Below are 11,912 nucleotides of genomic sequence, written 5' to 3'. Positions count from 1 at the left end.
ATGGGTTGGTTGCACTCGAGACGTTTACATTATTGGCTGGGCGCGACAGCGATTACGTTCGCGCTGTTTGCTGTGCTTCGGGTCATGTTTTTTTTCGGCTATTCCGGTTTCGACGCCAACGCCCTGATCGACAAAAATGACGTCCTGGAAACCCTGGGGATCGGCTTTCGTTTCGATCTGCGCCTGGCCATCCTGGCGATGTTGCCGTTGGCGTTGCTGGCCTGGACTCCTCGCTGGAACCTGGTCGGCAGCCGCCTGCTTCGCCGGATCGCGCGCGTGTATCTGGTCGCGGCCCTGAGCGTCCTGCTGCTGATTTACATCATCGATTTTGGTCATTACGCCTACCTGGGCGTGAGGATCAACGCCACCGTGCTGCGCTTCATCGAGGATGCGCAAATATCCCGTGACATGGTCTGGCAGACCTACCCGGTGATCTGGATTTCACTGGGTTGGCTGGCAACGGTCGCGCTGGTGACACTGGCCCTGGTGCGTCTGGAGCGCGTGACGCTGGATCGCCCTCACAAAGCCATTCGCCGGCTCTCCGCGACATTGGGTGGCGCGTTGATGGTCGTGGTGGTGCTGCTGGGCATCTTGGGTCGTGTCGAAAACATGAACCTTGAAAACCCGGTCCCGCTGCGCTGGAGCGATGCGTTTTTCTCGGGCAATAACCAGATCGCTGCGTTGGGCCTGAACCCGGTGTTGTTCCTCTACGACACGGTCAAAGTCGGCCAGTCGCGCTATGACGAAGCGCAGGTGCGCGAACACTACGCGGTGATGGCCAACTACCTGGGCGTGGACAAACCCGACCCGCAAACCCTTGACTTCGTCCGTCACCAGGCGCCACAACCTTACAAAGTACCGGGCTCGCGGCCGCCGAACGTGATGTTCGTCATGCTCGAATCGCTGGGCACCAGCGCCGTCGGGGCCTACGGCAACCCGATCAATCCGACGCCGAACATCGATCGTCTGGCCACGCAGAGCTGGTTCTTCGAGCACTTCTATGTGCCGGTGACGGGGACCGCAAAAACCGTCTGGGCCAGCATTAGCGGTGTGCCTGACGTCACTCGACAGGAAACCGCGACGCGTAATCCGTTGATCACCAAGCAGAACACACTGATCAACGCCTTCACCGGTTACGACAAGATCTACACCATCGGCGGCAACTCCGGCTGGGCCAACATGAATGCCTTGATCCGGCAAAGCATCGACGGCGTTCGCCTGTTCGAAGAGCGGGACTGGAAGTCCCCGGTGGTGGATGTCTGGGGGATTTCCGATCTGGACCTGTTCAAGGAAACCGACCAGATCCTGCAAGCACTGCCCAAGGACAAACCGTTCTTCGCCTATGTGCAGACGGCCGGCAACCATCGTCCCTTCACGATTCCCAAGATCAATGATGGATTCGAGGTCAAGCACCCTACCCTGGAGGAAGTGCAGGCCGCAGGATCGCGCAGTGTCGAGCAGTACAACGCCGTGCGCTTGCTGGACTTCAACATCGGTCGCTTGATGGAAATCGCCAAAGCAGGCGGCTGGTACGACAACACCATTTTCGTGCTGTTTGGCGACCACAACACCCGTATCGCGCAGATCCCGTTCCTGGCGCCGGCCTACGAGCAACTGGGTCTGGAAAGCAACGCGGTACCGATGATCATCCACGCACCGGGTTTGCTGGGGACGCGTAAGGTCAAGGAAGCGGTCGGCCTGGTGGACTTGCTGCCTACCGTGGCGGGCATGGCCGGCCTTGAGTTTCGCAACAGCGGCATGGGCCGTGACATTCAGCAGCCTGCGCCCGAGGGTGAACGCGTGGTGCCGCTGGTATTGCGCGAAGGTACGTTCCCGCTGATTGCCGGCGTCACCCAGCACTATATGGTGCAGATGGAGCATGACGGCAGCTCGCCAAGTCTGCATGACCTGGCCTCACCGACGCCGCTGGACAACGTCGCCGAGCAAAACCCTGAAGAGTTCAAGCGCCTGTCGCAGCTGACCCGCGCCATGCATGAAACCTCAAGGTTGATGCTGTACCAGAACGTGCGTAAGTAACGACTTTCCCGCGTCTATGCTTCAAATAGACGCGGGACCTGCCCGTGACGCCAGTAAAAGACTCTGCCTATCACGACCCAATACTCCCCCTATTAGCTGACTTCCCAACTGGGGTCTAACCTTATTCGAGCGCCGGCACCATAAGCCGGCCGGTCAAGAGCTGATAAGGAGATAGGAATGGGTCAGAAGCCTGACTAAACCTGCCGTAGGCCACCGTGCAGGCAACTCGATTGCCGCTGTTCAGAATTCCCGTGTGATCAAAACAATCAGTTGATCAAACTGCTGGCCCTGCAGCCTGTGTCATTGGTTTCGCCCGTTGCTGTTTAACGCCCACTTGGGCCGGATAGCCGGATGAATACGACCAAAGGTAGCTCACACATGGCAAACGAATCGAAATGCCCGTTCATTGGCGCCGCTGGCGGTGGCACGACAAACCGCGACTGGTGGCCGAATCAACTGAATCTGAAGATCCTCCATCAGCACTCGTCCCTGTCCGACCCCATGGACGAGGACTTCAACTACGCCGAAGCATTCAAAAGCCTGGACTTTGAAGCGGTCAAAAGAGACCTGACTGCGTTGATGACCGATTCCCAGGACTGGTGGCCGGCGGACTTCGGTCACTACGGGCCACTCTTCATTCGCATGGCCTGGCACGCCGCCGGTACGTACCGCACCGGTGACGGTCGTGGTGGCGCCGGTTCCGGTCAGCAACGCTTCGCGCCGCTCAACAGTTGGCCGGACAACGTCAGCCTCGACAAGGCGCGGCGGCTGCTCTGGCCGATCAAACAAAAGTACGGTCGTAAAATTTCCTGGGCGGATCTGATCGTCCTCACCGGCAACGTCGCGCTGGAGTCCATGGGCTTCAAGACCTTCGGCTTTTCCGGCGGTCGTCCGGACGTCTGGGAACCGGATGAGGACGTCTACTGGGGCTCGGAAAACAAGTGGCTGGGCGGCGACACCCGCTATGGCAAGAAAAACGAGCCCATGCAGGAGCCTGGCGAAGGCCCACTCGTAGCTGAGCCTGGGGAAAACGAGGAGAGCCGCACCGACCAGGGGCGCTTTCTGGAGAACCCGCTCGCCGCCGTGCAAATGGGCTTGATCTACGTGAACCCGGAAGGCCCGGAAGGCAACCCCGACCCGGTCGCTGCGGGTAAGGACATCCGCGAAACCTTCGCGCGCATGGCGATGAATGACGAAGAAACCGTGGCACTGATCGCCGGCGGCCACGCCTTCGGCAAGACCCACGGCGCCGGACCTGCCGACAATGTCGGCGCCGAGCCCGAAGCCGCTGGCCTCGAAGCCCAAGGCTTTGGCTGGAAGAACAGCTTCGGCACCGGCAAGGGCCCTGACACCATCACCAGCGGCCTGGAAGTAACCTGGACCACCACGCCCACCCGGTGGAGCAACAACTATCTGGAGAACCTGTTCGGCTTCGAGTGGGAACTGAGTAAAAGCCCGGCCGGTGCAAACCAGTGGATACCGAAAAACAACGCCGGCGCCGGCATCATTCCGGATGCTCACGACCCGTCCAAACGTCGTAATCCGACCATGCTGACCACCGACCTGTCGCTGCGATTCGACCCGATCTATGAACCGATTTCGCGGCGCTTCCTGGCCAATCCAGACCAGTTGGCCGACGCGTTCGCCCGCGCCTGGTTCAAGCTGATCCACCGCGACATGGGTCCCCTCTCCCGCTACCTCGGCCCGGAAATGCCGAGCGAAGAGCTGATTTGGCAAGATCCGATTCCAGAGGTCGACCATGCCCTGGTCAACGACAGTGACGTCGCCGCACTCAAGAGCAAACTCCTCGCCTCGGGCCTGACCGTCTCGCAGCTGGTATCTACGGCTTGGGCGGCAGCTTCGACCTTCCGTGGCTCCGACAAACGCGGCGGCGCCAACGGTGGGCGTTTGCGTCTGGCCCCGCAGAAGTTCTGGCAGGCCAACCAGCCTGACCAACTGGGGAACGTGCTGGCGAAACTCGAAGGCATCCAAAGCGAGTTCAACAGCGGCGGCAAGAAGATCTCGCTGGCAGACCTGATCGTGCTGGCCGGTAACGCGGGCGTCGAACAGGCGGCGAAAAATGCCGGTCAAACCGTGACAGTGCCGTTCACACCAGGACGGATGGACGCCTCCCAAGAGCAGACGGACGTGGAGTCTTTCGGCTTCCTCGAACCCATCGCCGATGGCTTCCGCAACTACCTCAAAGGCAGATACAGCGTAGCGGCCGAGCAGCTGTTGATCGACAAGGCGCAACTGCTGACACTCACCGCACCAGAAATGACCGCGCTCATTGGCGGCATGCGCGTGCTGAACACCAACGTCGGGCAAACCAAGCACGGTGTATTCACCAAGCAGCCGGAAGCGTTGACCAACGATTTCTTCAAAAACCTGCTGGATATGGCCGTGGAATGGAAACCGGTGTCGGAGGCGAATGAGCAGTTTGAAGGGCGCGATCGCAAAACCGGCGAAGTGAAGTGGACCGGCACCCGTGTCGACCTTGTCTTCGGCTCAAATGCGCAGTTGCGAGCGTTGGCCGAAGTCTATGCAACCGCTGATGCGCAGGAGAAGTTCGTCAAAGACTTCGTAGCCGCCTGGGCCAAAGTGATGGACCTGGATCGCTTCGACGTTAAGTAACACGAGCGGTAGTGCTGAAACTGCAACGCCTCCCACTGTGGAGGCGTTGTGCTTTTTGATCGCAGAAAGGACTACGCGGGAGAAATCGTGGCCAGGGCACCAATCAAAATGGTCAACACCAGAAATCCACCCAGGAAAATCGCCATCTTGCCCATTGGGCCTCCTACATTATGAGTTTGCGGTGCAGCGGTTTCCGCGACTGCGGAGCGTGCCGTTATTGTGAGCCGACGGCTGTGTGCGTTACAGATGCAGATAGCTCAGGAAAATACGGATCAGAACACCGAATCGGGGCTAGATCGCCTTTAAACGTCAATTCCACCAGGATCTATTTATGCCGCTGAGCTTTCATAAAATGCACGCCAATGGCGATGACTTCATTATTGTGGACTCGCGAAACGCGGCCAATCCAATGACAAGTACCCTGGCTCGGCGAATGGGTGATCGAAACCGAGGTGTGGGATTCAATCAACTCGCGGTGGTGCTCGATTGTGATGATGCAGATGCGCGTTTGATGTTTTGGAATGCAGATGGCTCCACGCTGGATGTTTGTGGCAGCGCAACGCGGGGCGCCGCGGATATGTTGATGCGCGAATCAAATACCACTTCGATAGCGCTCCGAACCAACCGCGGTCTACTCACTTGCGAACGAACTTCCACCGGCGCAATTTCCGTCAGCATGGGGGAGCCGCGTTTCGGCTGGTCGGATATTCCCCTAGCAATGGAACTGGATACAGCTGCTTTGCCTCTTGCTGGTGACCCAACAGCTTGCAGCATGGGAAATCCGCACTGCACCTATTTTGTGGATGATCTAACGGCCATTGATATAGCGACAATCGGCCCGACAATCGAAACCAATCCCCTATTCCCCCTCAGGACGAACGTGCATTTCGTCCAGATCATTAACCGAAAGCACATTCGGTTGCGCATCTGGGAGCGCTGGGGTGGTGTTCCGCTCGGTTCAGGTTCCTGCTCTTGTGGTGCCGCTGTTAACGGAATTCGTCGTGGTTTGCTAGACGATTCCGTTGAGGTTGAATGTGATGGCGGAACCGTAACGGTTCAATGGGATGGCGTGGGACCGGTCTTTCTCATCGGACCGGTCGAGACAACTTTTTCGGGAAGAATCATGGATAGCTTATTGCGAGGCTTATAGCTGCTATATCGTAACCAGAGGCGTTAATCATTCACGACGAAGAACCTTTTCCTCCCTGCCGTTTGTCAGCTCCTCAGCACCTTCCCCTTCGCGGTTTTTCCAACGCTGTACACCCCTCACATGGCAGGCCTAAATGATGAACAGGACAATTGCTGCTCTCACGATCGCGGGCCTGTTCGCCTGCTCGCTTTTCGCACTGGCTGCCGAAAAGACGGCTGGAGAATCTGCTGTGCCACCTGCCGCGCTTCCCGGCATCAACCACGCTCAGGGCTCTGAATCCAAGGAGGACAAGGCCAACAAAAAAGGTGAGGAAGCTGCGGGTTCAAACTCCGGTGCCGAATCGGAAGAGACGGACAAAGATGCGGCCACCTCTAGCGGTTCTAAGGACGTTGAGAAAAAACCAACGCAGTACTGAGTTAGCGGTCCACCCGCTTCGGCCTTAGTGTTACGTAACCTGTAAGAACTGAATTCCGCCCACAAAAAAGCCCACTGACCGTCACCGGTTCAGTGGGCTTTTGATTTGGCCTCTAGTTACAGAGCCATATCAGTCGCAGCATTAGCTTTTGGCGCCTTCGCCGGAGCAGTCGGAGCAGCAGCCGGAGCCACCACCTGACCAATCGCCGGCGGCGGAGTCAGCTGCAACACCTTGGCGGTGTAAGCCCACTCCTCAGCCACTTTCTCAGGGCTGCCATTCAACTGAGTGCCATAGCTAGGCACGATCTGATGCAGCTTTTCCTGCCAGGCTGGCGAAGCAACCTTGTCTTTGAACACTTTCTGCAGCACGGTCAGCATGATCGGTGCAGCGGTCGAAGCGCCCGGCGATGCGCCCAGCAGACCAGCGATGGTGCCGTCTTGCGAGGCAACAATCTCAGTACCCAACTTCAGCACGCCACCGGCAGCTTCATCACGCTTGATGATCTGCACGCGTTGGCCGGCTTGCCACAGGCGCCAGTCTTCGGCTTTGGCGTTCGGGAAGTATTCTTTCAGGGCGTTGAGGCGGTCTTCGTCAGACAGCATCAGTTGGCCGGCAAGGTACTCGACCAGCGGGTATTCCTTGATGCCGACTTTGGTCATTGGCCACACGTTGTGCGTGGTGGTGGTGGTCAGCAGGTCCAGGTACGAGCCTTCTTTCAGGAACTTGGTGCTGAAGGTCGCGAATGGGCCAAACAGGATGACGCGCTTGCCGTCCAGGACACGGGTGTCCAGGTGCGGAACCGACATCGGCGGTGCGCCAACGGAGGCTTTGCCGTAGGCCTTGGCCAGGTGTTGCTCGGCAATGGTCGGGTTCTCGGTCACGAGGAACGAGCCGCCAACCGGGAAGCCTGCGTATTCCTTGGCTTCAGGAATGCCGGACTTCTGCAGCAGGTGCAGTGCACCGCCGCCCGCGCCGATGAACACGAACTTGGCGTCGGTTTCGGTTTTGGTGCCGTCTTTCAGGTTTTTGTAGCTGACGCGCCAGCTGCCGTCTTCGTTCTTGGTGATGTCTTGCACTTCGCTAGACAGTTTCAAGTCGAATTTTGGCGTGGTTTGCAGGTGCGCAACGAACTGGCGGGTGATCTCGCCGAAGTTCACGTCGGTACCGATCGGAGACCAGGTGGCCGCGACTTTCTGGTTCGGGTCACGCCCTTCCATCATCAGCGGAACCCACTTCTTGATCACAGCCGGGTCTTCGGAGTACTGCATGCCGGCGAACAGCGGGCTCGCCTGCAGGGCTTCGTAGCGTTTTTTCAGGAACTTGATGTTGTCATCGCCCCACACAAAGCTCATGTGTGGCGTGGAGTTGATGAACGAACGCGGGTTTTTCAGCACGCCTTGCTGAACCTGCCAGGCCCAGAATTGACGGGAGATCTGGAAGGCTTCGTTGATTTCAACGGCTTTCGGGATCTGAACGTTGCCTTTATCGTCTTCCGGGGTGTAGTTCAACTCGGCCAGGGCGGAGTGACCGGTACCGGCGTTGTTCCAGCCATTGGAGCTTTCCAGGGCGACGCCGTCGAGGCGCTCGACCATTTCCATCGACATACCCGGTTCCAGCTCATTGAGCCAAACACCAAGTGTCGCGCTCATGATGCCGCCGCCAATGAGCAGCACATCGACTTTCTTTGCCTCTTCCGCTTGCGCGGACGCGATCCCCATCGACAAAGCCAGCCCCAGCAGGGCCGTGTTCATTTTTTTAAACATGTGTAGCACCTATGATAAAACGCCATCCGCCCTTCCATCCCCACGCTTGAGGCCCCTGGTTCACGGCATGCAGGCAGCATGCTGTGGGTTCCGCACTCATAAGGATTGGAGGGTGGGCACACAAGGCCGACGTGTCTCCATCGACCTCAGTTTATATGTCCCTACTGAACTGACTTTTTATCTTTATTGGCTTCAGCTACTTGAGCGACAGTGATTCTGTTGGCGTGTCTCGAGGACGCGCAAACTGAATAGGTCAAAGCAAGTTAGGCGAAGAATATCACGACACGGCAAACCCGCGCGTCTGTTCCCGACTTGATAGTCCGGGCAGGAGCGCTGAGCCCACTATACTCATCGTGATTTTCTCGACGAGCCTGTGAGGAGCAGTCATGAGCGACAAAAACGATTTGCGCAAATATTCCTCCCAAGTGGTCGATGGCGTGGAACGCGCGCCGGGACGATCCATGCTGCGCGCCGTGGGTTTCACGGACGAGGACTTCAAGAAACCGCAGATCGGCATCGCCTCCACGTGGGCGATGGTCACGCCCTGCAACATGCACATCGACAAACTGGCGATTGAAGCCGAAAAAGGCGCGAATGCCGCTGGTGCCAAGGGTGTCATTTTCAACACGATCACGATTTCCGACGGCATCGCCAATGGCACCGAAGGCATGAAGTATTCGCTGGTGTCGCGGGAAGTGATCGCCGATTCCATTGAGGTGGTGGCCGGCTGCGAAGGCTTTGACGGCCTGGTGACCGTGGGCGGTTGTGACAAGAACATGCCGGGCTGCCTGATCGGCATGGCGCGGCTGAATCGCCCTTCCATCTTCGTCTATGGCGGCACCATCCGGCCGGGCGCCGGCCACACCGACATCATCTCCGTGTTCGAGGCCGTGGGTCAGAACGCGCGGGGGGATATCAGCGAGATTCAGGTCAAGCAAATCGAGGAAGTGGCGATTCCAGGCCCTGGCTCCTGTGGCGGCATGTACACGGCCAACACCATGGCTTCCGCGATTGAGGCGCTGGGCATGAGCCTGCCCGGCTCCAGCTCTCAGGACGCCGTCGGTAGCGACAAGGCGTCGGACAGTTTCCGCGCCGGTCAGCAGGTCATGGAGCTGCTCAAACAAGACATCAAACCGCGCGACATCATGACCCGCAAAGCCTTTGAAAATGCGATTCGGGTGGTGATCGCCCTCGCCGGCTCGACCAATGCCGTGCTGCACCTTCTGGCCATGGCGCATGCCGTGGATGTCGAGCTGACGCTGGATGATTTCGTCGAGCTGGGCAAGGTTTCCCCGGTGGTGGCCGACCTGCGTCCCAGCGGTCAATACATGATGAGTGAACTGGTCGCGATCGGAGGCATTCAGCCGCTGATGAAGCGCATGCTCGCCGCCGGCATGCTGCATGGCGATGCGCTGACGGTCACCGGTAAAACCCTGGCCGAAAACCTGGAAAACGTGCCCGACTATCCCGAGGGACAAGACGTGATCCTGCCCTTCGACCAACCGATCAAAAAGGACTCCCATTTAGTGGTGCTGCGCGGCAACCTTTCGCCCACCGGTGCCGTGGCCAAGATCACCGGCAAGGAAGGTTTGCGCTTTGAAGGCACGGCGCGGGTCTATCACGGCGAGGAAGGTGCGCTGGCCGGTATCCTCAACGGTGAAGTAAAAGCCGGCGATGTGATCGTGATCCGCTACGAAGGACCAAAAGGTGGCCCCGGCATGCGCGAAATGCTCTCGCCGACTTCGGCGGTGATGGGCAAAGGGTTGGGCAAGGATGTTGCGCTCATCACCGACGGCCGTTTCTCCGGCGGTTCACACGGGTTTGTGGTGGGCCACATCACGCCCGAAGCCTTTGATGGCGGGCCAATCGCGCTGATTGAAGATGGCGACAAAATCACCATCGACGCCGAAACACGGCAGATTACAGTCGATGTCTCCGACGCCGAACTGGCCGAGCGCAAGACCCGTTGGGTGCGCCCGGAATCCAAATACAAACGCGGAGTGCTGGCCAAGTACGCGAAGACCGTGTCCAGCGCTTCGGAAGGCGCGGTTACGGACAAGTATCTCTAGGCGTTTCACGCGCGAGCTTGCGTCCGGCTCTGTAGCAGCTGTCGAGCTTGCGAGGCTGCGTTCGGCTGCGCAGCAGTCGTAAACCCTGAGTGCGCGGTGAATCTGACACACCGCATTGTCTGACCTTACGACTGCTGCGCAGCCGAACGCAGCCTCGCAAGCTCGACAGCTGCTACAGGCCGCGTTATGGCTTAAAGTCTGAACCGATCCACCGACTGCGACAGCTTGCCCGCCAGGGTAGACAACTCATCGGTGGTCGAGGCAGTCCGGCCAATGACCTTGCTGTTGCCTTCGGACATGCCGGCAATCATTTCGACCTGATGGGCGATTTCATTGCTGGCCAGGCTCTGCTCACCGATGGTGCGAGTGATGTCGTTGACCAGTTGCGTGGTGTTCAACGTGGCGTCGAGGATTTCGCGGATGGCGCGCTCGACGTCAGCCGTTACGGCCATGCCTTTGTCGACCTGCGCCACGCCCGCCTCCATGCTGGTCACCGCCTCGCGGGTGCTTTGCTGGATGCGTGAGACCATCGTGGCAATTTCCTGGGTGGAGGCGCTGGTGCGTCCCGCCAGGCTGCGCACTTCGTCGGCTACCACGGCAAATCCACGGCCCTGCTCACCGGCACGAGCGGCTTCGATCGCGGCGTTGAGCGCCAGCAGGTTGGTTTGGTCGGCGATGCCCTTGATCACCTGGATGATGCTGAAAATCCCTTCGGACTCCTTGTCCAGCGTGCGGATCACCTGGGCCGATTGCTGCGCCGAACGCGCAATACCGTCCATGTCGTTGACCACCTGATGGATCACACGACCGCCATCCTTGGCCAGTGCCTCGGCCTGATTGGCCATGTTCAGCGCACGCTCGGCATGCCGGGTGATTTCCTCGATGCTCGCGGTCATTTCGCTGGCCGCCGCCGCCATGGTGCTGGCGGCTACGCTTTGCTGTTGGCTGCTGCCGGCCACTTCGTGGCAGCCACTGCTTAATTGCTCGCTCATACCGCTCACGCCATGGGCGTTGCTGCGCACGGCTTCGATCATGCCGCGCAGATCACGCTGCATGGTCGCGAGGCTGCGAATCAGGGCGCTCGCTTCGTCGTTGTGAGTGGGCTCGACAATCGGTTCGCTCAGGTTGCCATGGGCAATGCTGTCGGCGATGCGGCTGGCGGTTTTCAACGGCCCCATGATGCTCAGCATCACCCCGCGCCCGAGGGCCAGCAGCAATAACAGGCTGGCGATCAGGACGCCGCCGAGGGTGAAGTTGGCGTTACTGATGACTTTCTGAGTGCCGACACTGGTCTGTTGGGTGTTGGTTTCGATCAGCTCGCTGAGGGCGGCCATCTGGTCTTCCAGCTGGCTGAATACGCTACTGAAACTGCCCAGTTGTTGCTGCGCGGCTTCCGGATTTTCCAGCGCCAGCGCGACGATGCGTTCGGCTGCGCTGATGTAGGTATCGAGGCTGGGTTTGATCTTGTTCAGGCCCGCTTTAAGGGTGTCATTGACCGGCAGCTTGAGGTTTTCACCGAGCATTTCACGAAAATGCGCCGCATGCTCCTCGGTGGAGGTGCGCACCTCGGCTTTGCTGCTGGTGCTTTTACCCAACCCGACCAACATCGCGGACAGCACGTCGGCGCGTAACGCGTCGTGCATCATGTCGGCTTCGAGGTGATTGCGCAGCACGGCCATACTGACCTCGTTGTCATTCACCGCCTCAGCCATCTGGGTGTTTCCCAGGTAACTGACCAGACTCATGATCAACGCGGTAATCAGCCCGGTGCCAATCAGCAGAATCAAACGTAATTTTATGGACACTCTGTGGATCCTCTCTCAGCACGTTTGTCAGTGGCGTAA

At 58.9% G+C, this 11,912-nt stretch carries 7 protein-coding genes and 1 pseudogene; 5 read left to right on the top strand and 3 right to left on the bottom strand.

All coding sequences use genetic code 11. The features are described from left to right. The 4 genes from ACMXYI_RS18935 to ACMXYI_RS18920 all read left to right on the top strand — a co-directional run bounded on the left by ACMXYI_RS18935 (window position 1) and on the right by ACMXYI_RS18920 (window position 6,236). The gene (locus ACMXYI_RS18935; RefSeq protein ID WP_415768549.1) at window positions 1-2,037 is read left to right on the top strand and encodes an LTA synthase family protein; all 2,037 of its coding nucleotides are present in this window, start codon (window positions 1-3) and stop codon (window positions 2,035-2,037) included. A gap of 378 nt (window positions 2,038-2,415) precedes the next feature. Then, window positions 2,416-4,671: a catalase/peroxidase HPI gene (katG, locus tag ACMXYI_RS18930; RefSeq protein ID WP_415768548.1), complete on the top strand. Its 2,256-nt coding sequence runs from the start codon at window positions 2,416-2,418 to the stop codon at window positions 4,669-4,671. A gap of 331 nt (window positions 4,672-5,002) precedes the next feature. Next, the gene (gene dapF / locus ACMXYI_RS18925) at window positions 5,003-5,821 is read left to right on the top strand and encodes a diaminopimelate epimerase (RefSeq protein WP_415768547.1); all 819 of its coding nucleotides are present in this window, start codon (window positions 5,003-5,005) and stop codon (window positions 5,819-5,821) included. Window positions 5,822-5,957: 136 nt separating this feature from the next. Next, window positions 5,958-6,236 carry a hypothetical protein gene (locus ACMXYI_RS18920; protein ID WP_415768546.1) on the top strand — a complete coding sequence of 93 codons (279 nt, stop codon included), beginning with the start codon at window positions 5,958-5,960 and terminating at the stop codon, window positions 6,234-6,236. Between the two features lie 116 nt (window positions 6,237-6,352). On the opposite strand, the gene mqo is transcribed toward ACMXYI_RS18920, so the two are convergent. After that, window positions 6,353-7,999 (bottom strand): malate dehydrogenase (quinone), encoded by a 1,647-nt coding sequence (gene mqo / locus ACMXYI_RS18915; RefSeq protein ID WP_415768545.1) that lies wholly within the window; start codon window positions 7,997-7,999, stop codon window positions 6,353-6,355. Between the two features lie 386 nt (window positions 8,000-8,385). Here mqo and ilvD point away from each other — a divergent pair, with 386 nt between their 5' ends. Beyond that, window positions 8,386-10,068 carry a dihydroxy-acid dehydratase gene (gene ilvD / locus ACMXYI_RS18910; protein ID WP_415768544.1) on the top strand — a complete coding sequence of 561 codons (1,683 nt, stop codon included), beginning with the start codon at window positions 8,386-8,388 and terminating at the stop codon, window positions 10,066-10,068. A gap of 191 nt (window positions 10,069-10,259) precedes the next feature. Here the strand turns inward: ilvD and ACMXYI_RS18905 are convergent, their stop codons facing one another. Continuing rightward, complete coding sequence (locus ACMXYI_RS18905; RefSeq protein ID WP_375154737.1) at window positions 10,260-10,985, bottom strand: methyl-accepting chemotaxis protein; 726 nt, start codon at window positions 10,983-10,985, stop codon at window positions 10,260-10,262. Between the two features lie 132 nt (window positions 10,986-11,117). Then, window positions 11,118-11,873 (bottom strand): annotated as a pseudogene (locus ACMXYI_RS18900) (MCP four helix bundle domain-containing protein); the annotation flags it as partial. Window positions 11,874-11,912 lie beyond the last annotated feature (39 nt).

It is taken from the genome of Pseudomonas lyxosi (genome assembly GCF_047758685.1).
Lineage (GTDB): Bacteria > Pseudomonadota > Gammaproteobacteria > Pseudomonadales > Pseudomonadaceae > Aquipseudomonas > Aquipseudomonas lyxosi.
This window is presented reverse-complemented; position numbering and strand designations above follow the sequence as displayed.

What these genes read in the sequence shown, in the direction of transcription:
- ACMXYI_RS18935 (WP_415768549.1), top strand. Translation starts at nt 1, where the DNA reads ATGGGTTGGTTGCACTCGAGACGTTTACATTATTGGCTGGGCGCGACA.
- katG (WP_415768548.1), top strand. Translation starts at nt 2,416, where the DNA reads ATGGCAAACGAATCGAAATGCCCGTTCATTGGCGCCGCTGGCGGTGGC.
- dapF (WP_415768547.1), top strand. Translation starts at nt 5,003, where the DNA reads ATGCCGCTGAGCTTTCATAAAATGCACGCCAATGGCGATGACTTCATT.
- ACMXYI_RS18920 (WP_415768546.1), top strand. Translation starts at nt 5,958, where the DNA reads ATGAACAGGACAATTGCTGCTCTCACGATCGCGGGCCTGTTCGCCTGC.
- mqo (WP_415768545.1), bottom strand. Translation starts at nt 7,999, where the DNA reads ATGTTTAAAAAAATGAACACGGCCCTGCTGGGGCTGGCTTTGTCGATG.
- ilvD (WP_415768544.1), top strand. Translation starts at nt 8,386, where the DNA reads ATGAGCGACAAAAACGATTTGCGCAAATATTCCTCCCAAGTGGTCGAT.
- ACMXYI_RS18905 (WP_375154737.1), bottom strand. Translation starts at nt 10,985, where the DNA reads ATGGCGGCGGCGGCCAGCGAAATGACCGCGAGCATCGAGGAAATCACC.